The sequence below is a fragment of the Aeromonas sp. 19NY04SH05-1 genome (genome assembly GCF_040581895.1).
GTDB lineage: Bacteria > Pseudomonadota > Gammaproteobacteria > Enterobacterales > Aeromonadaceae > Aeromonas > Aeromonas enteropelogenes.
In genome coordinates, this window is the sequence record NZ_CP095328.1 from 3120335 (window position 1) to 3142776 (window position 22442).

Annotated in this window: 21 protein-coding genes and 3 pseudogenes; 18 read left to right on the forward strand and 6 right to left on the reverse strand. The window is 52.4% G+C overall.

The annotated features are described in order from the left end of the window. Positions 1–145: 145 nt before the first annotated feature. The 4 genes and pseudogenes from MRK42_RS14255 to MRK42_RS14270 all read right to left on the reverse strand — a co-directional run. Positions 146–784: a LysR family substrate-binding domain-containing protein gene (locus MRK42_RS14255; protein WP_258236883.1), complete on the reverse strand. Its 639-nt coding sequence runs from the start codon at positions 782–784 to the stop codon at positions 146–148. Positions 785–787: 3 nt separating this feature from the next. Then, a pseudogene (locus tag MRK42_RS14260) lies at positions 788–1087 on the reverse strand (LysR family transcriptional regulator); the annotation flags it as partial. A 28-nt stretch (positions 1088–1115) separates the two neighbouring features. Continuing rightward, positions 1116–2330 (reverse strand): chloramphenicol/florfenicol efflux MFS transporter FloR, encoded by a 1215-nt coding sequence (gene floR, locus MRK42_RS14265; RefSeq protein ID WP_111901752.1) that lies wholly within the window; start codon positions 2328–2330, stop codon positions 1116–1118. Between the two features lie 230 nt (positions 2331–2560). Continuing rightward, a pseudogene (locus MRK42_RS14270) lies at positions 2561–2950 on the reverse strand (DUF3363 domain-containing protein); the annotation flags it as partial. Here MRK42_RS14270 and MRK42_RS14275 point away from each other — a divergent pair. The 14 genes and pseudogenes from MRK42_RS14275 to MRK42_RS14340 all read left to right on the forward strand — a co-directional run. Beyond that, a pseudogene (locus MRK42_RS14275) lies at positions 2927–3106 on the forward strand (tyrosine-type recombinase/integrase); the annotation flags it as partial. The pseudogenes MRK42_RS14270 and MRK42_RS14275 sit on opposite strands and share 24 nt — an antisense overlap. Before the next feature lie 303 nt (positions 3107–3409). Continuing rightward, entirely contained in the window at positions 3410–3961 is a 552-nt protein-coding gene (locus MRK42_RS14280; protein WP_111900784.1) for a recombinase family protein, read from the forward strand. 67 nt (positions 3962–4028) lie between these two features. Continuing rightward, a complete protein-coding gene (locus MRK42_RS14285; protein ID WP_111900785.1) occupies positions 4029–4364 on the forward strand; it encodes a hypothetical protein in 336 nt (111 codons plus the stop codon). Between the two features lie 52 nt (positions 4365–4416). Next, complete coding sequence (locus MRK42_RS14290; RefSeq protein WP_111900786.1) at positions 4417–5580, forward strand: hypothetical protein; 1164 nt, start codon at positions 4417–4419, stop codon at positions 5578–5580. Positions 5581–5621: 41 nt separating this feature from the next. Further along, a complete protein-coding gene (locus MRK42_RS14295) occupies positions 5622–6071 on the forward strand; it encodes a hypothetical protein (RefSeq protein ID WP_236758017.1) in 450 nt (149 codons plus the stop codon). 81 nt (positions 6072–6152) lie between these two features. Then, positions 6153–6500: a DUF1232 domain-containing protein gene (locus MRK42_RS14300; protein ID WP_094696757.1), complete on the forward strand. Its 348-nt coding sequence runs from the start codon at positions 6153–6155 to the stop codon at positions 6498–6500. 19 nt (positions 6501–6519) lie between these two features. Next, positions 6520–6945, forward strand: a complete 426-nt coding sequence (locus MRK42_RS14305; protein ID WP_111900788.1) for a DUF2787 domain-containing protein — start codon at positions 6520–6522, stop codon at positions 6943–6945. Positions 6946–6954: 9 nt separating this feature from the next. Next, on the forward strand, positions 6955–7365 hold the full coding sequence (locus MRK42_RS14310) for a hypothetical protein (protein WP_111900789.1): 411 nt from the start codon (positions 6955–6957) through the stop codon (positions 7363–7365). After that, positions 7358–7615 carry a hypothetical protein gene (locus MRK42_RS14315; RefSeq protein ID WP_111900790.1) on the forward strand — a complete coding sequence of 86 codons (258 nt, stop codon included), beginning with the start codon at positions 7358–7360 and terminating at the stop codon, positions 7613–7615. Before MRK42_RS14310 ends, MRK42_RS14315 begins: the two co-directional genes overlap by 8 nt. Positions 7616–7724: 109 nt before the next feature. After that, positions 7725–8222, forward strand: coding sequence for a DNA repair protein RadC (gene radC, locus MRK42_RS14320; RefSeq protein ID WP_111900791.1), 498 nt, complete (start codon positions 7725–7727; stop codon positions 8220–8222). Positions 8223–8447: 225 nt separating this feature from the next. Then, positions 8448–11135: a DNA methyltransferase gene (locus MRK42_RS14325; protein ID WP_111900792.1), complete on the forward strand. Its 2688-nt coding sequence runs from the start codon at positions 8448–8450 to the stop codon at positions 11133–11135. Between the two features lie 23 nt (positions 11136–11158). Next, positions 11159–13192 carry a helicase-related protein gene (locus MRK42_RS14330; RefSeq protein WP_111900793.1) on the forward strand — a complete coding sequence of 678 codons (2034 nt, stop codon included), beginning with the start codon at positions 11159–11161 and terminating at the stop codon, positions 13190–13192. A gap of 3 nt (positions 13193–13195) precedes the next feature. Next, complete coding sequence (locus MRK42_RS14335) at positions 13196–14488, forward strand: GIY-YIG nuclease family protein (RefSeq protein WP_111900794.1); 1293 nt, start codon at positions 13196–13198, stop codon at positions 14486–14488. 337 nt (positions 14489–14825) lie between these two features. Continuing rightward, positions 14826–15347, forward strand: coding sequence for a hypothetical protein (locus tag MRK42_RS14340; RefSeq protein WP_111900795.1), 522 nt, complete (start codon positions 14826–14828; stop codon positions 15345–15347). Between the two features lie 48 nt (positions 15348–15395). On the opposite strand, the gene MRK42_RS14345 is transcribed toward MRK42_RS14340, so the two are convergent. Further along, complete coding sequence (locus MRK42_RS14345; RefSeq protein WP_111900796.1) at positions 15396–16694, reverse strand: DUF6575 domain-containing protein; 1299 nt, start codon at positions 16692–16694, stop codon at positions 15396–15398. Further along, the gene (locus MRK42_RS14350; RefSeq protein ID WP_111900797.1) at positions 16695–17111 is read right to left on the reverse strand and encodes a hypothetical protein; all 417 of its coding nucleotides are present in this window, start codon (positions 17109–17111) and stop codon (positions 16695–16697) included. Positions 17112–17295: 184 nt separating this feature from the next. On the opposite strand from MRK42_RS14350, the gene MRK42_RS14355 reads away from it, so the two are divergent. The 4 genes from MRK42_RS14355 (at position 17296) to MRK42_RS14370 (ending at position 22401) form a co-directional block, all read left to right on the forward strand. Further along, entirely contained in the window at positions 17296–17505 is a 210-nt protein-coding gene (locus MRK42_RS14355; RefSeq protein ID WP_236758018.1) for a DUF4113 domain-containing protein, read from the forward strand. 1009 nt (positions 17506–18514) lie between these two features. Continuing rightward, positions 18515–19249, forward strand: coding sequence for a DeoR/GlpR family DNA-binding transcription regulator (locus MRK42_RS14360; RefSeq protein ID WP_042027570.1), 735 nt, complete (start codon positions 18515–18517; stop codon positions 19247–19249). Positions 19250–19448: 199 nt separating this feature from the next. Beyond that, on the forward strand, positions 19449–20612 hold the full coding sequence (gene fucP / locus MRK42_RS14365; protein ID WP_231555612.1) for an L-fucose:H+ symporter permease: 1164 nt from the start codon (positions 19449–19451) through the stop codon (positions 20610–20612). Between the two features lie 10 nt (positions 20613–20622). After that, positions 20623–22401 (forward strand): L-fucose isomerase, encoded by a 1779-nt coding sequence (locus tag MRK42_RS14370; RefSeq protein ID WP_042027572.1) that lies wholly within the window; start codon positions 20623–20625, stop codon positions 22399–22401. Positions 22402–22442: the final 41 nt, after the last annotated feature.

Below are 22442 nucleotides of genomic sequence, written 5' to 3' on the forward strand. Positions count from 1 at the left end.
GGCTCCAGTTGGCAAGAGAGATTGAGCCGATTAGAGAATAAGCGTTTGCGCGGGAGGCAATAGCAAAGATGATGCAGGAGGGCTGCCGGATACTATCGGCGGCAAATAGGATGGGTGCTCGCAATTTCGAGCACATCCAAATGAATCAATTAGATCGGCTCATCTTGTCGGCGAGTCCAAGCAAATTTCGGAGCGCAACACTGCGATTGTGAGGCGACCAGACCGCCGAGAAAGCGACCGGCTCGGGTTCGTCGGTGATCGGCAGGAAGACCACCCCGGATGTTGGCAAGAGGGACGAAGCCGCACCTATGACAGTGATACCGAAATCCTGTCCCACCATCGACAGCAAGGTGCCGCGCCCAACATCAAATCTAAGGATCGAAGGCGCGGGCCAGGTTCCGGCAAGGCGTAAAACGATATGGTCATGCACTTGTGGGCCGGTGCCACCATGTCTGACGATGAACGTGTCCGCTGCCAGATCAGCCCATGTGGCGGCCGAGCGTCCAACAAGAGCGTGCCGCGCCGACACAGCGGCTAAAAGGGGTTCGGTCCATATTCGCCGGGAATGACAGTCGGGCGGTTTGGACGTGCCGGCAACGAACGCAATATCCAGCCGGTCGGCTCGAAGCTGCGTGAGAGTATCGCGTGCTGTGCCCTCCGTGATTTCGATGTCGAGATTGGGATGGTCCTTTCGATACTGACCAATCAGCTCTGCAAGGAAGCTGCCCGGAATCAGGGCATAGACACCGATGCGTAGCCGGCCGCATTCGCCTTGCGCTGTCATGCCGGCGGTCTTGACGGCGTGATCGAGTTGATCGACGCCTGCCACGACCCGCTCCATGAAGTGTCTGCCTGCATCCGTCAGCCGGACGCCTCGCGCATGGCGCTCGAACAGCAGGACACCAAGATTTTCTTCCAGCGCCTTAACGCGCGCGCTGACGCTCGACTGACTGACGCCGAGCGCGTTGGCCGCGTGCCGAAAGTTCAGATGCTCAGCGACGGCAACGAACTGAACAAGGGAAATGAGCGGTATCCTGCCGGACAGGATACCGCCATTCACGAGGCTGCGATGGCGGGTGCGCCGCATGGGTGCCAGCCGTCCTACCAATCGCCGGTTAGACGACTGGCGACCTCTCGGAAGGAACGTCGCGGGATCGAAGTAGCGCCAGACCCACCGATACCAGCACCGCCATCGTCGTCGCGTAGACGATCACGGGCCATGCGGTGTCGCCATTTAACAGCGTCACCGCCAATGTCCCGACGATGCTGACGATCAGACTTTGAATGCAGAAGTAGAACGCGACTGCCGATCCTGCGATGTCATCGAACTGTGCAAGCGCGCCGTTGGCGGTAACAGACACCGTGACGACAATGCCGACCGCCATAACCCACATTGGTAGGACGAAGGTGAGGAATGACGGCGAGCCGTAAAGTTCGCCGATCCCCAACAGGACCGCTCCGCAAACAAGCAACGCCATCCCACGCGCCACGCATCCTGCGATGCCCCATCTGGCGACAAAGGACTTCGCGAAACGGGTTGTCACGATCATTACAAGCGCGACAGTGGCGAAGGCAAAGCTGAATCCGATCTCGGAATATTCCGCTTGGCCTATGAGCACACGGGGAGCCGTCGAGAAGAAGACGAAGTAGGTGCCCATACCGGCGCTAAAGCCGACAGTGTAAACCCAAAAAGCCGGACTCGCGAAGATCGGCAAGACAGATCGGCGCGTCTTGACTTGATCCAGAGGGCGGGTTTCGTGCCACCTGAAACCCGCATTTAGGAGTGCGAGCATCGCCAGTATAGCCAAAGTAATGAATATCGCCTGCCATCCCAAGAACTCGCCGATCAATGTTCCGGCGATAGGGCCGAGCGCAGGCACGAACGCCAGCATCGAACTGAAAAGGCCGTAGATGACGACACCCTCAGGACGGTTGGCATAAACGTCGCGAACCGTCGCGAACGTCGCCACCAGCATGGCCGACGCGCCCACTGCTTGAAGTAGACGGAAAGCGACAAAGGCCGGTGCAGTTGAAGACCAAGCTGCTCCCAGAGACGCAATGACGAAAGCCGTTGCGCCCGCAAGTAGAATTGGCCGTCGCCCGATTCTGTCTGAGAGCGGACCAAAAATCACCTGGCCCACGCCGAGCATCACCATATAGAGGCTCAACGTGAGTTGGATAGTAGATGGCGTCGTATTCAGGATGCCGGGCATCGCCGGAACGACGGGAAGGTAAATATCCATCGCCAGTGACGCGAGGATGTCGAAGGGAGCCATCAGCAGCAGAGCTGCCGGCAACGTATAAGCCCACGCGGGGCGTGTGGTGGTCATGACGAATCAACCTCTCGAATAAGGATTCCGGGCGGCGTCTGCTCGTCAGCAATCAAACAGGATTGGTCTTACAGAACGCCGCAACAACAATGCTTGTTGTTGCGGCTTACTTGTCTGCTGTAATACTGGCTCCCATGCCGTTGACCTCACATTGAAAAGATGGATGGCGATTCTATCCGATCATCCCTTCCATCGCAATGCGTCGAGCTGCCAATCCGGGGTTGGACCACCTAGAGTCCAATCCCTCTCTGCCGGCCCAACTGCCAAGACACCGATCCGCCCTGCACGACGCCCATGACCTCGCGGCCGAGCTGACGGTCGATGATCGGCCGCCATGGGACAAGGGTGAACTCATGGGATTTCTCGACCACGGCGAACTTGCCGCTCGATAGCTGCACGGTGCCGGTGAACTTGCCGCTGACGCTCTCGCCATCCGCTGCTGCGCGGAACGGCAGACCTTTGCTCTCGGCCATCTCGGCGCCGACGCGGGCAACCTCGCGTTCGCGCAACGTGGCGAGAAGACTACGCCGATAGAAGATGCGGCCGTCCCGCGCTCGGGCGGCGTCGCCCTGTTCGATATGATGCTCGCGGCGCTGGTCCGCCACTCGTTCGCGACGGCCTTGCTCCGCAGCGGTTACGACATTCGAACCGTGCAGGATCTGCTCGGCCATTCCGACGTCTCTACGACGATGATTTACACGCATGTGCTGAAAGTTGGCGGTGCCGGAGTGCGCTCACCGCTTGATGCGCTGCCGCCCCTCACTAGTGAGAGGTAGGGCAGCGCAAGTCAATCCTGGCGGATTCACTACCCCTGCGCGAAGGCCATCGGTGCCGCATCGAACGGCCGGTTGCGGAAAGTCCTCCCTGCGTCCGCTGATGGCCGGCAGCAGCCCGTCGTTGCCTGATGGATCCAACCCCTCCGCTGCTATAGTGCAGTCGGCTTCTGACGTTCAGTGCAGCCGTCTTCTGAAAACGACAAATACGCACTCAATAGGCACTGTTTTCAAGTCAATAGGGTTGGTTTCAGGCTTTTGACTAGTGCCGTCATTGTACCCTGCCCTATTGACCAGGAGGAGACCATGGCACTGGTGGGTTATGCCCGCGTAAGCACGGTAGGTCAAAGCCTGGATACCCAGCTTCAGGCGTTGGCTGAGTGCAGCACGATTTTTCAGGAGAAGGTCAGTGGGGCCAGGGACAACCGCCCCCAATTGGCCCTGTTACTGGACTCTGTGCGTAAGGGGGATGTGGTGTTAGTCACCAAGCTGGATCGCTTGGCTCGCAACACCCGTCACCTGTTGGAGATCTCGGAATATCTGCAAAGCAAGCAGGTAGCACTGAGGATTTTGAATCTGGGGATCAATACCTCGACCCCCACCGGCAAGCTGATGCTCACCATGATCGGTGCTATCGCCACCTTCGAGCGGGAGCTGATGTTGGAGCGGCAGGCGGAGGGCATTGAGTTGGCCAAACAACGTGGTGTGTACAAAGGCCGTAAACCTACGGCGATGGCAAGAGGAGAAGAAGTTCTGGCTCTTGCCGACAGGGGAGTTGCCAAAACGGAGATAGCAAGACAAACGGGGATCAGCCTCTCCAGTGTGCAACGCATTCTCAAAACCGCCGCGACGAGTTAAAGCACAAGCCCCCAGCAGAGCTGTTTGAGCAGGGGTTCTATCACTTACCAAGGAGCAATGACCTTCGATGGAAATACTGCAATATGATGATTTTCGTACCGAAAAAATAGCGGCCCTCATTAATACCCGAAGCACCTTTGAGATTGTGGGTGTCTCCGGAAACATGGGCAGTACCGTTCGAATTCTTGAGACAACGATAGAGTCAGCCGGATTGAAATGCAGGGTATACACCCAAGGGCGCATTGCCGCAGCAGGGGCAACATTTTTAGGTGGCGCTACCGGGGTTGCAGGCATGTTCGCAACCCTTGGTATCGCAGCGCACAACCTGGCTACGTATAACCCTGACTATGAAATAGTGAAACATGTCGTGGATGGCTCCATCAGCGTACGTTGCAAGAAATGACCATCACTTAGACCGCTCTTTTTAATATAAAGAACGTTGAGGAGTAACAAAGATGAATAAATTTTTAATTGCGTCAGTCACCGCATTGCTGTGTAGCAACGCATTGGCCTATGGTGAGGCAGGCCAATGGTCGAGTAGAAAAACACAGAATGGCATGGAGTATGCCGCTGTGATTGATGATCAGAATAAACTCATCATCTCTTGCGATAAAAACGGTAAAGATATCGCTATGTATGCCACGATTAAAGGTGTCCAAGTTGGTACTGATGTATACGATAAAACCTTTGATATACAGACAAGTAAATCGTATTACAGGACACCTTACGTGATAAACGGAGATCGCAGTATATTAAACTTCTTTTACTTATGGGATGAAATAAGGGCTGGGCATTCCATTATGTTGGACCAACGTGGACTAAAATTGCCAACAGCAAATGCCAGTCAGGTTTTGCCAGCACGTGACAGCAGTGAATTCATCTGCTTGACGAAAGGGATAAAAAAGAAAGACTATCAGGCACCTGCCCAAGTAACACATACCAAAGTGGGTAATGAACATCGCTACTCGATTGTCGCTGACGATAAGCATGCATTGTATTTCGCTTGTGACAACACCAACAAAATAACCATGCGAGCAATCCTGAATGGTGACCAGTATGACGTTGAAAAGGGTTCATTTTACGTCAGTGTCGGAGACAAGGCTGAACCTGCAAGCGTAATAACCAACAACAAGACGTACCTTGATAAATTTTGGGATGGCTTGCGTGAAAATAAACCCCTTTATCTCATCTCTCAACCAGACAATATTACCTACGTGCTGACCCCACAGGGGGGCTCCTCTGCACTACCTGACAGAACATCTTCAGATTTCACCTGCCTCACGGCTGATACCATCGCACATAAAAAGAATGATGCACTGTTAGCCCAGCAGGGGCCGACAACAGCCTCCACATTTTCGGTCAATGTGAGGCCAATTATCCCAAATAAGGGGTTGCCATCAAAAGTAATAACTATTGTTTCTCACAGCGACCGGGTGAAGATAACGAAAGCTGTCGTTAACAGAGGCCAGTGTCAAGTAAAGTCAATTTACCCATTACCTCTAACGTTAGCTTTTGGTAAGGAACTCATGCTTTACACGGGCTATGACTGCAACGTGTTAGAATTGAATTTATCAACTACCAATGGTGATGTGGAATACCAGTTCCAACCACAAAATTAATCTGTACGTTGTGTTTAACAAAAATGAGTGAGGCTTGGAATATGAAATGGTTAATTGTATTGCCTGGTTTGCTTATTTCATCCAGCGTAGCCTTTGCCTATGGCGAGGCCGGACGCTGGAGCAGTGGTTGGGGTCAGGGCACCAGCGAATACACGGCGGTGGTCAACGAACAGAACCATCTCTATATCGCCTGTAATGACATCCGCAAAGTCAGCATGACGGCCACGGTGCAGGGCAAGGAGTACGGCTCTTATGCTGGGCAGGCTTTCTCCATCATCGTCGATGGCAGCCAATACGATGCGCCCTATGAGACCGAATCCCGTGTCGGTGAGAACAACTTCTTCGACATGTGGGGCAAGCTGCGCAAAGCCAAGTCGATCCGCATTTTAACGGCTGACGGCCAGCAACTCGCACTGCCAACCAAAGAGGTCGCATCTGTGCTACCCGCCACTAATACCCCCGAGTTTGACTGCTTGATGTGGGACCAATAGCTCATACCCATTCCCATCCAAGAGGAGGCATTTGCCTCCTCTTTTTATTTCTGCAATTCCTCCCCGTGAAGGAGACACACTATGCCCCCCTGTATTCCCCCTGAATGCGAGCCGTTCGATCACACAGGCTTTTGGCACAAACTCTGGGCCTTTGCCAAACGTGCCGGTCGGCCCTTTATCGAGACCTGCTTGCTGCTCTACTACACCAGCCAGAAGGATGACTTACCGCTCTGGGCCAAACTGCTGATCTACAGTGCGCTGGCCTACTTTATCTCACCGATCGATGCGATCCCGGACGTGTTACCGATGGGGCTCACCGATGACATCGCGGTACTGAGTGCAGCACTCGCCAGCATTGCCGCCTTTATTGATGAACAGATCCGTGCCCGTACAGCCAGAAAAATGCGCGAGCTGTTCGGACAAGACTAAACCCCACAAGGAGTACATCATGACTATTCCCTTTTTCCGGGACGGCTTTGCCATGCCCGTTGCACAAGCATTGCTGGTTCTGCTCGACCAGGAAGTCGCTAAAAACGAGCTCAATATCGAGCGCTTAACCCAACTGACCTTCAACTTTCGCAATCCCGGCTACAGCGCCGAGCAAGGCGGCGTACACCCAGTCGAGATCCGCCTGATCCGTGGGCTCGATGGCTGGCTATTCGATTACGTCACCGACTTCAGCTACCAGGGGCAGGGCCATGATGCCGAGCTCTGCAAGGAGCTCGATTTTAACTTCCTCGATGGGGAACACACCATGTTGGGCTGGGGACCACTGCGACTGGCCGAAGCGCGGGAGCTGTTCGATGTCTGGCAGAGCAACTTCATTGCCTACTGCCGGTTGGAGTGTTTCAGCGTCACGGTCGCAGGAGATTAGGAGGACACGATGAGCCAAGAATTAGCGCTCTCCCACTACTCACGTCAGTGGTTGGGACAAGTTGCCGCCAACGCCAAGATAACCCCCACCCGCAGTAGTCAGCGATGGCTGCTGCACCTGACACCGGATAGTCCACACATCCGCACAGTCACCCTGCTGGTCCGTTGGTCTGGCATGCAGTGGCAACTGCTCACTATCAGCAATGCCGATGACGGGCGCACTATGAGCCAGCCGAGAGATGAGATCTGTATCGACCCTAAACACAGCTGTTTCTGGCGTTGTCAAGAAGGGCCAGTTCCCCTCACCGAGCAGCCTCGCGTACTTGCAAGCTTCCTGGCTGACCTGCAGCGCATCTGCATCCATCGCGGCTATGCCGTGGAGAGTGACCCCATCGCCGACAAGGAGAGCGAAGATGATTAACGCCGTGATCGCCATCGAGCTGGAGGCTTATCTTGAGCACGATGGTCAGATTGAAGCTGTGCATGACCGAGACCAGCCGGTGGACGGTTATGCCCTCTACCTGCGCTATGAAAACGAACAGGGCAATGCACTGGCTCAATGGTTGTGCGACCACCCGGATCACCGCTGGCTAACCCAGCTAGGCACCCTGCTTGCGACCAGTTACCACGTCCCGTTGCACGACTACACCACTCACACCCTTGCGGCCTGAACACCGCCAACCAATCCTGCAACCACCACATTTACCAACCCATTAACCAAACACCTCGCCTACCCTGCCGCGTCAAACACGGTGGGGCGATGGCGTATGGAGCACAATCATGTTGCATCACAAATTGATCGCTGGGGAGCAACCCGGTACCTACCGGGTGACTGATCTTGTCACCGACGACGACCTGCTCACCATAGCCCAAGCCGTTGCCCGCCTGAAACTCGCCAAGGGCATTGCCATCACCGATAAACACGTGGCCCATCAGTCCCTGCAAGGACTACTGCAAACACGGGATCGCGAAGTGTTTGCTGCACTGTTCCTCGATAACCAACACCGGATCTTGGCCTACGAGGAACTGTTCCTTGGCACCCTGTCCGCTGCGACCGTCTACCCCCGCGATGTCGTCAAGCGGGCACTGCACCACAATGCTGCCGCCCTCATGCTGGTGCATAACCACCCGTCGGGATACCCGGAACCCAGCCGGGCAGATATCGAGATCACCCAGCGGCTACAGGATGCCCTAGCACTGGTGGATATCCGGATTTTGGATCATCTGGTCGTCGGCACTGAGGGGGTGGTGTCGCTGGCAGAGCGGGGAGAGCTGTAATCAACCTCAAGCCATCCACACAGGGTGGCTTTATTTTTTTGAAATAAATCACAGTTTTTTGATTTTGTACTGCTTTGTGGCTTCGTCCTCTACACACCGTTCTGATTCTGAAACATTGGGTATCGTGTCTTGCTGCATCAATGGTTTACCATTATGCCCAATCGAATATGAACACTGCCCTCCCTACCGTGGGGGTGACATTGCAGTAGAGCACCAAGGATCATCATGGCCGTCAATCAGACCAAAATCTCCGATGACTTGAAAGCGCTGGTCAGCGCACCTGACCAATCCGAATTTATCTTTGGCTTTATGGCCGCCTATGGACTGCCCAAGGCCACGATCACGCATATCAGGCAAGGAGGGAGCCGCAACCTTGCCAAAGAAGCGGGCCACGTCGGCATCAATTCAAAGTTCTACTTTCAGCCGGTGGATGAAGGCGCCGATATCGAGCTCCTTTTTGAACAGCGGATTGCAGAGTGTGCCAGCACCAAGCACAAATACCGCTTCGTCATTCTCACCGATTTTGTTCGCTTCCTCGCGTGGGACGTGTTGACTGAGGAGCGACTCGACATCGAGCTTGGCGAGCTGTTCCGCGAATATGGTTTCTTCCTGCCCTTGGCGGGCCTTGAGAAGGCAATTCTGGGGGCCGAGAACCCTGCCGATGTGAAGGCTGCCGAGAAGATGGGCAAGCTCTTCGATCTCATCAAGAGCCTCAACGAGTTAAGTAAGCCAGAGGATGTTCACGCCCTCAACGTATTCCTGACCCGGCTGTTGTTCTGTCTGTTTGCCGAGGATACGGGGATCTTTAATCAGGGTCAGTTCACCTCTGCCATTAAAGGCTACACCGAGGAGGATGGCAGCGACCTCGATCAGTTCCTCAGTGACTTGTTCGCTGTCATGAACAGCGAACCCAATAGCGAATTGCGCAAAAACTTGCCGTCCCATCTGGCAGCCTTCCCCTATGTCAACGGCGGGCTGTTCGCGGTGGATGAACCCATCCCTGCGCTTGGCAAGCAGGGCCGCAAGATCCTGCTGGAGTGCTGCATGATGAACTGGGGGGATATCAACCCGGATATCTTCGGTTCAATGTTCCAGGCGGTGATTGATGTCGAGCAGCGCGGCAATCTGGGCCAGCACTACACCTCGTATAGCAACATCATGAAGGTGATCCAACCGCTATTTCTGGATTCATTGCGGGCCGAGTTAGAAAAGAATCGAAAGAGTGCCAATGGCCTTAAGAAACTGCTGGTGCGCCTCGGTAACATCAAAGTCTTCGATCCCGCCTGTGGCTCCGGCAACTTCCTGATCGTCGCCTACAAGGAGCTACACGCGCTGGAGCGGCTGGTCATTCAAGCCTTACAGCAGCTTGAACCGCAGCAGGGTTTCTCCATGAGCAGTCTGCACCTTGATCAGTTTTACGGTATCGAGATCGATGATTTTGCCTGTGAGATCGCCCGCCTTGCACTCTGGCTGGCCGAGCACCAGCTTAGCAAGCAGTGGGAGCAGACCTTTGGTTATGCCCGCCCTGCGTTACCGCTGAGATCGTCCGGCAATATCGTTAGTGGTAACAGCCTGTGCCTCGACTGGGCCGAGGTGTGCCCCAAAGACATAGAGGATGAAGTCTATGTGATCGGTAATCCGCCGTTTTTGGGTCATGCTGCGCGAAACGAAACGCAGCGTGAAGAAATGCAACAGCTCCTTTCAGGATTTGATTCATCAGGCAAGCTGGATTATGTCGCCTGCTGGTTTTGGAAAGGTGCGAATTATATTCGACATTCCAGTGCTCAATTAGCCTTGGTTGCAACCAATTCACTCTGTCAGGGAGAGCAGGTATCGGCCTTTTGGCCTTCTGTATTCGCTCTTGGGCTAAATATCCATATAGCCTATCCAACTTTTGTTTGGACCAATAATGCTCGTGACAAAGCTGCCGTGCATGTGATCATTGTGGGTCTTTCCGCACAGGCCAAGACTCGCAGACTGTTTCAGGAGGTAGATGGCGAATTGCACAGCCGTTTCGTTAGAAACATCAGTCCCTATCTGATCGAAGGGAGCAATGTTGCGGTAGGGGCGTCCAAAAAGCCCCTATCAGATGACATCAAACCACTGCTATTTGGCAGTATGCCAAATGATGGCGGCCATCTGTTTTTGACCAGGGAGGAACGGGATACACTGCTACATCAAGACCCGTCGTCTGCGCGTTGGATTAAAAAAGCATTAGGTGCCGATGAGTTTTTAAACAGCAAGGAGCGTTGGTGCCTATGGCTGGTAAATGCATCTAAAGAGAGCATTATTTCTGTTAGCGAGATAAATCGCAGGATATCGGAAGTACGAAAATTGCGCGAATCTAGTGCGCGAGCTGGGACTAGAGCAAAGGCCGCTACACCTCACTTATTTGCTGAAATCCGTCATCCTACGTTTGGAAATTATATACTTGTTCCAAAAGTGTCCTCTGAGCGCCGTACTTACGTGCCTATAGGATTCTTCGATAGTGATGTAATCTCGACAGATCTCAATTTTATCCTCCCCAACGGCACCTTCTACGAATTCGCTATTATCTCTTCCCTACTGCATAACGACTGGATGCGACTAGTTGCAGGAAGGTTGAAAAGCGACTATCGCTACTCTACCTCAGTGGTCTATAACCCATTCCCTTGGCCTACTGTCACGCTAGCACAGCGACAAGAAATGGAGCATTTGGCAGAAAATGTCCTGCTGACACGGGAAGATTACCCCGGCAAGACCTTGGCCGAACTCTATGATCCCGACAAAATGCCTAGTGGTCTGCTTGAAGCTCATCAGACACTGGATAGAGCTGTCGATAAACTCTATCGGGATCGCCCCTTTAAGGATTCAGCGGAGCGAGTAAGCCATCTGCTCGGACTCTATGAAAAGCTCATAGCTGCCACCCGCTAGCCATTTTTGACAAGGATTCAAGCATGGAAAACATCTTGCAAGTGACCTATGCCCAGAACGGGCATAGTGCGGCGCTCGACAACATGGGAATGCGGGAGATGCAGGCCCGCGCCTTCGCTCAGCGCAACAGCCCCTATCTGCTTATCAAGGCGCCGCCCGCCTGCGGCAAATCCCGTGCATTGATGTTCCTAGGGTTGGACAAGCTGCTCCATCAGGGCCTGCGCAAGGCTATTGTGGCGGTGCCCGAAATGTCTATCGGCGCATCGTTCAAAGACACTGCGCTGACGCAACACGGATTCTTTGCAGACTGGCAGGTTAAACCTGAGAACAATCTCTGCATTCATGGCGGTGAAAAGAGCAAGGTGGCCGCGTTTAAGCGCTTTATGGAGAGTGATGACCAGATCCTTGTCTGCACCCACGCCACCCTGCGCTTCGCTTTTGACGAAGTTGATATCGCCGCGTTTAACGATTGCCTGATTGCCATCGACGAGTTTCACCATGTTTCCGCCAGTGAAGATAGCCGCCTCGGAGCACTACTCGACGGTTTAATCCAGCAGTCCAATGCGCATATTGTGGCCATGACGGGGTCTTACTTCCGTGGCGATACCGTGCCCATCCTGACACCAGAGGATGAAGCCAAGTTTACCAAGGTCACCTACACCTATTACGAGCAACTCAATGGCTATCAGCACCTGAAATCTCTCGGGATTGGTTATCACTTCTACCAGGGTCAATATATCGGAGCGCTACCCTCGGTGTTGAACGCTTCCCTGAAAACCATTATCCACATCCCAAACGTGAACTCTGGCGAGTCCACCAAGGACAAGCACACCGAGGTCGATGCCATCTTGGATGTGCTGGGCGAAGTGCAGTCGAAAGATCCCGACACTGGCATCTACTTGGTGAAACGACATGAAGATGGCAAGCTGCTCAAGGTTGCCAATCTGGTGGATGACGATGCCAATGAGCGCCCCAAGGTGCAGGCTTATTTACGTACAATCCAATCAGCTGATGACATGGATATCATCATTGCCCTTGGCATGGCGAAAGAGGGCTTTGACTGGCCATATTGCGAGCATGTGCTGACCATTGGTTATCGCAGCTCGCTGACTGAAGTCGTGCAGATCATCGGTCGTGCGACTCGTGATTGCGCGGGTAAGACCCACGCCCAGTTCACAAACCTGATTGCCCAGCCCGATGCCCAGGATGACGATGTGAAGGTGTCGGTCAACAACATGCTCAAGGCCATCACCACTTCTCTGCTGATGGAGCAGATACTGGCTCCCAGTATTCAGTTCAAGCCTCGCTCGCAATGGACTGGGGAGGTGCTGCCACCCAATACCGTGCTCGTTGGTGATGAGACCGTGCCAGTGACGCAAAAGGTATTGGATATTCTCAATGGCGGCAAAGAGGAGATTCTGGCCGCACTGATGGCCAAGGATAAGGTCATCAAACAGGCGATTGCTGAAACAGCGCCGCCCGAGGTATTTACCCAGTTAGAGCTGCCCTCCGTCATTCAGGAGCTCTACCCCGATCTATTGCCACATGAGATAGAGCAGGTACGTTCAGGGCTGTTGCAAAGCATGTATATCAATCAACAGGGCGGCCTTATCAATGAGAAGGACCTGCCTGAGAATGCCGACATTGTAGGAGGCACGAGCACTACCTCCACAGGAGGCAGCGGACCCGATGCAACCAAGGATCAAGCAGCCGCTAGTAAGCAGTTCTTAAAAATCGGCGAAAAGTTTATCAACATCGACAACCTGAGCATCGACCTGATCGAATCGGTTAACCCGTTCCACGGCGCCTATGAAATCCTCTCCAAATCCGTGACTGCCACCATGCTCAAAACCATTCAGGAAGCGGTCAGCGCCAGCAAGTCACAACTCTCCGAGGAGGAGGCCGTCATGCTATGGCCAAGGATCAAGGCGTTTGCACAGCAGAATAAACGTGAGCCTTCGTTGCATGCGCCTGATCCCATCGAGGTACGACTGGCAGAAGCGCTGGCCTTTATCAAACAGAAGCGACAACAACACATGGCTAAACAGGAGGGCTAAGTCATGATCCTGTTGCGAGCGCATCAACTTAAACCCAAGCCATCCCTTGAAGACATCTTTGCCGAGGACGACGTGTTGGGCCTGCTCGATGTGGAGCCGCTAAAACCGAAAAGCGCCCCTGTTGACCTAGTGAGTAACCAGTTTAGGGACATCGTGGCGTTTTTTGAGCAGCACGAACGGGCGCCGCAAAACACGCCTAACGCCGATATGGCCGAGAAACGGCTTGCAAGACGCTTACAGGCAATACGGACAGATCCAGAGCAGTGCCGTGCCCTTTCAAGCCAGGATATCCACGGCCTGCTGGCAGGCATCGAGGTTGTAGGGGCGGTTGCAGAGGAGCATGAGCAGTATCATGCAAAGGATGTAGCTGCTGAGACGGTTAATACATCGACCGTTGACACGTCTGAGCTAGTGACCTCGCTTGACGACATTTTTGCCGATGATGATCTCGGGTTATTGGATTTTGATGCCCCCGATATATTCAGCATGCAGCATGTGCCTAGAGAGAAAAAGGCATTACCCGACGAGATAGCCCAGCGTCAGCCCTGTCCAGATTTCGCTCGTTTTTCGCCGCTGTTTGAGACCGTGAAAACAGGCCTTCAAGGTGGCGAGTTTTCGCTTGTGCGCTATCGCAACGAACATGGGTTTCAGGTCGGTGATTTCTTCATCCTGAATGGGGTGATGGGTTATGTGCATAGTACGGGGGAGCGACTGGAACAGTACGAGCGGTATAACGCACGACTTCACCTGGTTTTTGATAATGGCACTGAGCTGCACATGCTCTACCAGTCACTAACCCAGGGGCTTATTCGTGACAAGGAAGGCCGCAAGGTCATGCTAGGTGACAAACTCCTTTTGCCAAATGATGCACCTATTCCGAGCGGCTTTGTCTATGTGCTCGCGACAAAGAGCACTGACCCTGTATTGATGCCGTTCAAACAAAATCTCTACAAGATAGGTTTCACCGAGGGCACCGTTGAAGAGCGGATCAAGCACGCCGAGAAAGACAAGACGTTCCTGCAAGCCCCGGTCAGGATCATCACGACCTTCCAGTGTTTCAACATGAACACCCACAAGCTGGAAACCTTGGTACACGGTTTTCTCGCCAAGCAGCGCCTCGATATCACTTTGAAAGGGCTTGATGGCACCAGCTATGCCCCGAGAGAGTGGTTCCATACTCCATTGGCAACAGTCCTTGAAGTTATTCATCACATTTTGGATGGGACGATTTCACAGTATCGAATGGATAATACAACGGGGAAGATTGTAGCCAAAAAAATTAACATAGTTTCGTAAAAAACAATACCACCTTGCCCCATACCCAAGGGTTGGAGAAGTGCGTCTAAACCACTGACTTGGGACATAATTCCGTCATGGATACAACAGGATATTCTGGAAAAATATTGAATTTATGTAAATTATTAAGAATTCAATCTTGTGCAAACAAAATAGATGAATGGCTGAGGGAAGCAAGTTATCATGTCCGACTCGAACTTAAAAAAGACTCTGATAACATAAACTATTACCCTCGCAAAGACAGCGAATCAATTCGTCAGAACACAATGTTCATTTCGTATGAAATGGTATTTTACTGTCAATAAACGATCTCTGCACAAACTCAAAGGGACCAAATATGGACGAAAATCTGAATGAAAAAAATATGAACGGATGGAGATTTTTTCTCTCATTCCTTCTGTTTATCTGGATCATGGGCTGTACTTTAATCACCGTTAGATATCTTTTTATTGCTTGGTCGGGAGACTATAGTTTTTTGCGTCTCTTACTTCAGCCGACTGATGAATTTGTGGTCAGCGATGAAATAAGATTAGCTACCTTCACCGTTGCCGGGGCTTTGCTTGGAGGAGCAACGCTAAGCATAACCTCTCTACATAAATATTCAGCTGTAACTAAAACATTGGACGTAGACCATTTGTGGGGCTATCTCATGGCCCCAGTGCTCTCTATCGTCATAGGTCTACTTATTTTCTGCTTACTCTACAGCGGACTGATGGTCTTGAACGGTGGAATGAGTATTAATTCTGAATTGTCTAGTGTTAGGATTGGGTACCTTTCTCTGGGGGCCATTTGTTCTTATAACTGGGATGTATTCGTGCTAAAACTGCAAAAATTATCAAAGCATGTCGCTGACGAGTAAAGAGAACATAGCTCTCTTTACTCGGCGACACTGTTAATCTCAAGCTATTTACTGTATTCCTGAACCCACATTAATATAATGAGGTTTTAACTGTTTGCACCAAGATTGGAGGGTGTTGGCCCGCCGTGAAATCGTATCCCCAGACAGAGATGGACAGCATTGACTTAAAAAATCTGTCGCTGTATTGGCATCAATATCTGCAAGGCTTGTGATGTCACAATAATTCATCCATGCCCAAGCACACTCGCTAGCCTCAAAGGAATTTGCTGTAATTCGATATCGAGTGCTCTCATCAGAAAGCGCCAGTCGCTCACCTTGAGGGGTCAATTCGCCATTGTATTCCAAAAACCCCAGAATACGTGCAGCATGGCGATAGTAATCCACGAGTCGGGATTCTACTTTCAGATTATCCGCTGTAACCGGCTCATGTTTCCACTTCAGTTCAACATACTGAAATACTTTTTCAATATCATTCCCCTGTGGAACTCTTATGGAAGATATATATTTCAATGCGCGATTCTTAAGCTTTGATATATATAATTCAGCATCAGACTTGTAGAGCTTAATAATCTGCTCTGGTGACGCAGACGACCGCAACTCAAAGTCAATGCTTGATAATTCAATGGTTTTCAAGAAATTAAGGAAAACTTTGATATCAATGTCATTTTGCTCTAATAGGGGAAGGATGTCCTTTTTATGCACCATGAGTGATGATACCTGACCTAAAAACACTTCAAACTTTGAGAGTTCTTCAGCATGCAGTGAAATGGCGAAAGAGCCATAGCGCGCATTCAATGCTTGCATATTTCCTTTCACACCGATTGAGCGATTGAAGCCTGAAACCAACTCACTGAAGCGATCACACACTTGGCTCATGTGTTCCAGTGAAACATTTTTCTTCGCCCTTTTATGTGTTTTTGAAACAATAATTTCATGTGTAGGAACAAGATTGTTATTGAGTAGGCTAGGAGCATAGGCCACTACTCGTTTAACAAATATACCTGGGGCCGGCAGTGTAATTTCTGCGATTTTATTTTTATGCTTAAACTCAGCATTTAACGTATTTTCTGCAGAAAACGGAATAGCCAGAGCGCAAAAATGCTCTTGCTCCTGACATTCAAGCATATCACGCAAGCTGATTTTTGCTTTCTCATAAGCTATGAGTCTGGCTTTGGAACACGGTATTATATACCAATGTTCGTAATTCGCATCATCCCCTACCCAGTAAACGAAGAAGGTTGAACCACTTTCATTTTCGGCATAGAAAATTTTAGGCCCCTCAAACTCAAGATAGACATTGACTATTCTGAGTTGGCCTATAGGTGGGTAACTGGCAAATATATCCATTTATTTCACCTCGCTAAAATTCAGGTGAATGCGACTGTTCTTTTTGAGCCACAGCGTGAAATGTCCCGTATCTAACGTTTTGCGCATCTTCCCCATACCGACACTTATCGTACCGCACGCGAGCTTGCGCTGTTTCAACGCCTCAGGTAAAGAGGCCATAACCTCAATCAACAACTCTTTACTATCCCACACACTGGTACCGTAAACAGCCTGTTTTTGCTCCAACGTATAGCATTTTTTATGCCTATTGGGCTGCTCCTGATGCGTAGCTAGAAAGCACATCTCCGTAGGAGGAATCGCTTTGACTAGCCGATACACCATTTCCTCTGCATTTGCATCTGAAGCATCCTCGGGAGGGAGCACCAGATCGGAAGGGTAGAAATCCGGCCAACCATCCTTATCATCGTCTTTCTTCACTTGGTTTCTTTCTCTATTCAGTCTCAGGAATGTGCTTCTGCAACCCCAGTAACGCCTGAAAAACAGTATAAAATCAAATAGATGATTTATGGCGATACATTGGCTTAACGGTCTACCATTTTAGCCTGATTTGTAGATAACGAAAATTTTTTATTCGCACGTAATATAAGGAAGATGCGAACAAGTGACTTTTGGACGAGTCGGCTTTGCCAGCCAAGGCATCGGGTCACCCGAATGGATGATGCGTCAAGAGCACCTGAGCCCCGCTACACCACCAGATGGGAAAATCTGTCGATGGCGAAGTGCAGAGTGTGAATTGCGACCTGGAGTTGAGCAGCCGATTCAAGACTCTCTGGATAGACAAATTTTGGACGGGGAATTTTTTTCCAAATGAGGAACTGATACAACAAAAAAGATAATCTCTGACAAGGGTCGGTTACCTTCAGAAAAGCAGCAATTGAAAAATCCCTTCCACAACAACCTAGTTACTACAGGCCATTACAGCCCAGATAAGCACTTTTCTGCAGCCGTACTGATGTTAGGCATACGAATAGGCATATCTAAATTTTCTGAATTGGTGATTTCACTTTTAAATCAATAAAATAACCACTTAGTTCAACATCCCCCAGCCCACCAAACGTTTGGAAAGGGCCTCTTCTTCGGAAGAGGCCCTTTTTGTTGGTTATCGAGCAGTCTATTCAACCGTGCCGAGACTCCAAGCACAGCCCAGCCACAAAAATCTTCACCGACAGCGCAAGCCGCTCTGGATACTAACGTTTAGACGTGCAGTACCACTCATCACGCCATTTTTCATTTTCAGCGCATCGCCATCAGCCAGGCACGGCGCTTTGTCATATTTTGGTAAACAGCCCGGCTTTGTCATCTCGTGCCGCTAGCCTCACCACACCTGTGTTTGTCCTGCCATCTCCCCCGTTTTTTCACACGTTCCCGGTTTTTCATTTTTGATGGCGGGTTACACCAACACGTCAACACGTCAACACGTCAACACGTCAACACGTCAACACGCACGAATTTCAGACAATCTGACGAATGACAAAAAGGATTCCAATGATGCCAATACACGACATCCTTCAGGATCTCTATTTACTGCTTCATCTTGAATACATGCCCCCCATTTTTAAGGCTCTCTTTTCTCTGTGAGCCAATTCAATTTTTTGTATTTGAATACTGCCCGATTTCGGATAATCAATGCCGAAACGGGCAAGCCTTGTTTTCAACCAAATGCAACTACTTCAACTAGTTACATGCATCACTCATGTGGTGTTATGCCCGTTTTGATTGTTTTACATCCGTTTTTCACTCGGTAAATCCTGCGTCAGATCACACATATTACGAGTCACCTCCCCCTATAATCGGCTCATTCCAACAAAGCAGAGCCAATTATGTTGTCACCTCGTGTTATCGATATTGAAAAATATATTGTTCAAGCCGGTTCAGTCACCGTTAAGGAACTCTCAGAGCGTTTTTCAGTATCGCTGGAAACAATACGTCGTGATCTGCAGGAATTGGAATCCAATGGCTCTGTAAAAAGAGTGCATGGCGGTGCCATCTCTCTGGATAATGCCGATGCCGGGCTGGCATTCAATAAACGCAAGCACGAGAGTTCCATTGAAAAGAAGCTGATCGCCTATAAGGCGCTGGCCCTGATTAACCCCGGCGATATTATCATGCTCGATGCCAGTTCAACGTGTTGGTACCTGGCTGAAGCACTACCAGATATATCCATGACGGTAATCACCAACTCATTTCGAAATGTGCTGAGCCTGGCAGTCAAGAAGAACATCAAGACCATCGCCATCGGTGGTGAATACTCTGAGAAATATGCTGCCTTCGTTGGCACCATTGCCAGTGGCAACATCAGCCAGTACCGGGTGGATACTCTTTTCTTCTCCTGCGCTGCCTACAGCAAAGGCAATGGCGTCTGGGAAAACAATGAGATAAACGCATCGACCAAGAAGGTGATGCTGGCCTCAGCCAGGCAGAAGGTATTGCTGGCTGATACCCGGAAAGAGAACCGCTCCGGAATTGTCAGGATCTGTCAATTCAACGATGTTGATGTAATTCTGACAGAAAAAGATGAAAACAATATAAGGCAATTAAGCAGATACAAAAAATAACACACTGTACCCTACTCAATATAAAATAAATGGAGTTTACATTATGGCTAATACATCCAATGCCGCTGTTTGCGAAAACAGCCGCGATGATATTGTGCCCGAAAGCACGGGAATATCCAGTCAGGTAGTTCCCAGAAGTATATTGATCCCCTTTATTCTGCTGACCAGTTGCTTTGCCCTGTGGGGGCTTGCAAATAATATGACGGATGTCCTGATTGCTCAATTCAAAAAGGTATTCACCTTGACGGATATGCAATCGGGTCTGGTTCAGACCGCCTTTTATGGTGCCTATTTTTGTTTGGCCCTGCCCGCTGCTCTCTTTATCAAGCGGTTCAGCTACAAGGCGGGGGTATTGCTCGGGCTCGGGCTCTTTTGCACCGGTGCACTGATGTTTTATCCGGCCAGCCAGATCATGACCTATGGCCCCTTCCTCGCCTCTCTGTTCGTGCTGGCCGGTGGTCTCTCCATTCTGGAGACCAGCGCCAACCCCTACATCATTGCGATGGGCCCGCAGGAAACCGCCACCCGTCGTTTGAACCTCGCGCAATCGTTTAACCCCATCGGCTCCATCACCGGCGTGCTGATCGGCAAGTTCTACATTCTCTCGCAGCTTAATCCGGCCACCGATGCCGAACGGGCACTGATGTCCGCCGACGAACTCGGCCAGATCCAGGCTGGCGAGCTGGCCGCGGTCATGGGACCTTATCTGATGGTGGCCCTGGTCATCGTCGCGGTGTGGCTGGCCATCGCCTTTACCCGCATGCCGGTGGCGCACGATACCAACAGCACGGGGCTGGACCTCAAGGGCAGCTTCGCCCGCCTGCTGGCCAGGGGCTACTTTGTGCGCGGCGTGCTGGGCCAGTTCTTCTATGTCGGCGCCCAGATTGGCTGCTGGTCCTACACCATTCGCTACGTGATGACGGAAGTGGGCGGCAACGAGGCCGATGCCTCCACCTACCTGCTCGCCTCCATCGTGATCTTCTCGGCCTGCCGCTTTATCTGCACTGCCCTGATGACCTACATCTCCCCCGCCAAACTGCTCGGGTTACTGGCCATGGGAGCGTCGTTCTGCCTGCTGTGGGTGATGTTTGCCGGCGGCATGGCTGGCGTATACGCCCTGGTCGCCGTCTCCGCCTGTATGTCCCTGATGTTTCCGACCATCTTCGGCCTCTCGGTACACGGCCTTGGCAAGGACACCCAGTTCGGCGGCAGCTGTCTCATCATGGCCATCCTCGGCGGCGCCGTCCTGACTGCCCTGATGGGCCAGATCTCGGACATGGCCGGCATTCGCATGGCATTCATCATCCCGCTTATCGGATTTATCTACCTCATTCACTTCGGTTTCAAAGGCCACAAGGCATAAGGAGCAAGACATGAACAAGTTAATCGGCGCACTCCCCACCATCGGCATCCGTCCCACCATCGATGGTCGTCGCATGGGGGTCCGTGAATCCCTGGAAGAGCAGACCATGAAGATGGCGCAAGCGACCGCTGCGTTTCTCAGCCAACACCTGCGCCATCCGAGCGGCGAGCCGGTGGAATGCGTCATCGCCGACACCACCATCGGCGGCATGACCGAGTCCGCCGCCTGCGAGGAAAAATTCAAATCCTGCAACGTCGGTCTCTCCATCACGGTCACCCCCTGCTGGTGTTTTGGCAGCGAGACCATCGACATGGATCCGCTGCGTCCCAAAGCCATCTGGGGCTTCAACGGCACCGAGCGCCCGGGCGCCGTCTACCTGGCAGCGGCCCTGGCAGCCCATAACCAAAAAGGGCTGCCCGCCTTCTCCATCTACGGCAAGGATGTGCAGGATGCAGACAGCGATGGCATTCCGGCCGACGTGCAGGAGAAGCTGCTGAGTTTCGCCCGCGCCGGCCTGGTGGTCGCCACCCTGCGTGGCAAGAGTTACCTCTCCCTCGGCGGGGTTTCCATGGGGATCGCCGGTTCCATCGTCGATCACACCTTCTTCGAGGAGTTCTTCGGCATGCGGGTGCAGGCGGTGGACATGACAGAGCTGCGCCGTCGCATGGAAAAAGGCATCTATGATCCGGCCGAGCTGGATATTGCACTGGCCTGGGCCGACAAGTACTTCAATGAAGGCGTCGACAAAAACCCTCCCGAGCGTCGCCGCAACCCGGAGCAGAAGCATGCCATGCTGCGCGAGAGCCTGCTGATGACCATCTGCATGCGCGACATGATGCAGGGCAACCCGCGCCTGGCCGAACTCGGATTCGGTGCCGAGGCCCTGGGGTACAATGCCATCGTCGGCGGCTTCCAGGGGCAGTTGCACTGGACCAATCAATACCCCAACGGCGACACCGCCGAAACCCTGCTCAACAGCTCGTTCGACTGGAACGGCCCCCGCGCCCCCATCATCATGGGTACCGAGAATGACAGCCTCAATGCCATGAGCATGCTACTGGGTTACGGCCTGACCGGCACCGCCCAGATCTTCTGCGATGTGCGCACCTACTGGTCCCCCGATTCGGTCGAGCGGGTCACCGGCCACCGTCTGACCGGGCTCGCCGAGCACGGCATCATCCACATGATCAACTCGGGCTCCGCCGCCCTCGACGGCACCGGCCGCCAGCGCGACGCCGACGGCAAGCCGACCATCAAGCCCCACTGGGAAGTGACCGAAGAGGACATCAAAGCCTGTCTCGCCGCCACCGAATGGTGTCCGGCCATCGAGGAATACTTCCATGGCGGTGGCTTGTCCACCCACTACCTGACCGAAGGCGGCATCCCCTTCACCATGAGCCGCATCAACATCGTCAAGGGAATAGGCCCGGTCCTGCAGATCGCCGAGGGCCACAGCGTGGCACTGCCGCAACAGGTCCACGACGTGCTGGATCAGCGCACCGACGCCACCTGGCCGACCACCTGGTTTGCCCCTCGCCTCACCGGACAGGGAGCCTTCCGCGATGTCTACTCGGTCATGGCCAACTGGGGTGCCAACCACGGCGTGCTGACAGTCGGCCATGTGGGCAGCGAACTGCTCACCCTGGCCGCCATGCTGCGCATCCCGGTCTGCATGCACAACGTGCCGGAAGAGAAGGTGTTCCGTCCCTCTGCCTGGGGCGCCCACGGCATGGACAGCGAAGGACAGGACTATCGCGCCTGCGCCAACTACGGCCCGCTCTACCGCTAAGTACCGGCAGGGCCGCAAGGCCCTGCTCTCTTCCCTCGTTG

Coding starts and splice junctions, on each gene's coding strand:
- MRK42_RS14335 (WP_111900794.1), top strand. CDS start 13,196: ATGATCCTGTTGCGAGCGCATCAACTTAAACCCAAGCCATCCCTTGAA.
- MRK42_RS14325 (WP_111900792.1), top strand. CDS start 8,448: ATGGCCGTCAATCAGACCAAAATCTCCGATGACTTGAAAGCGCTGGTC.
- radC (WP_111900791.1), top strand. CDS start 7,725: ATGTTGCATCACAAATTGATCGCTGGGGAGCAACCCGGTACCTACCGG.
- MRK42_RS14310 (WP_111900789.1), top strand. CDS start 6,955: ATGAGCCAAGAATTAGCGCTCTCCCACTACTCACGTCAGTGGTTGGGA.
- MRK42_RS14290 (WP_111900786.1), top strand. CDS start 4,417: ATGAATAAATTTTTAATTGCGTCAGTCACCGCATTGCTGTGTAGCAAC.
- MRK42_RS14315 (WP_111900790.1), top strand. CDS start 7,358: ATGATTAACGCCGTGATCGCCATCGAGCTGGAGGCTTATCTTGAGCAC.
- MRK42_RS14370 (WP_042027572.1), top strand. CDS start 20,623: ATGAACAAGTTAATCGGCGCACTCCCCACCATCGGCATCCGTCCCACC.
- MRK42_RS14345 (WP_111900796.1), bottom strand. CDS start 16,694: ATGGATATATTTGCCAGTTACCCACCTATAGGCCAACTCAGAATAGTC.
- MRK42_RS14360 (WP_042027570.1), top strand. CDS start 18,515: ATGTTGTCACCTCGTGTTATCGATATTGAAAAATATATTGTTCAAGCC.
- fucP (WP_231555612.1), top strand. CDS start 19,449: ATGACGGATGTCCTGATTGCTCAATTCAAAAAGGTATTCACCTTGACG.
- MRK42_RS14280 (WP_111900784.1), top strand. CDS start 3,410: ATGGCACTGGTGGGTTATGCCCGCGTAAGCACGGTAGGTCAAAGCCTG.
- floR (WP_111901752.1), bottom strand. CDS start 2,330: ATGACCACCACACGCCCCGCGTGGGCTTATACGTTGCCGGCAGCTCTG.
- MRK42_RS14295 (WP_236758017.1), top strand. CDS start 5,622: ATGAAATGGTTAATTGTATTGCCTGGTTTGCTTATTTCATCCAGCGTA.
- MRK42_RS14300 (WP_094696757.1), top strand. CDS start 6,153: ATGCCCCCCTGTATTCCCCCTGAATGCGAGCCGTTCGATCACACAGGC.
- MRK42_RS14340 (WP_111900795.1), top strand. CDS start 14,826: ATGGACGAAAATCTGAATGAAAAAAATATGAACGGATGGAGATTTTTT.
- MRK42_RS14305 (WP_111900788.1), top strand. CDS start 6,520: ATGACTATTCCCTTTTTCCGGGACGGCTTTGCCATGCCCGTTGCACAA.
- MRK42_RS14285 (WP_111900785.1), top strand. CDS start 4,029: ATGGAAATACTGCAATATGATGATTTTCGTACCGAAAAAATAGCGGCC.
- MRK42_RS14255 (WP_258236883.1), bottom strand. CDS start 784: ATGACAGCGCAAGGCGAATGCGGCCGGCTACGCATCGGTGTCTATGCC.
- MRK42_RS14330 (WP_111900793.1), top strand. CDS start 11,159: ATGGAAAACATCTTGCAAGTGACCTATGCCCAGAACGGGCATAGTGCG.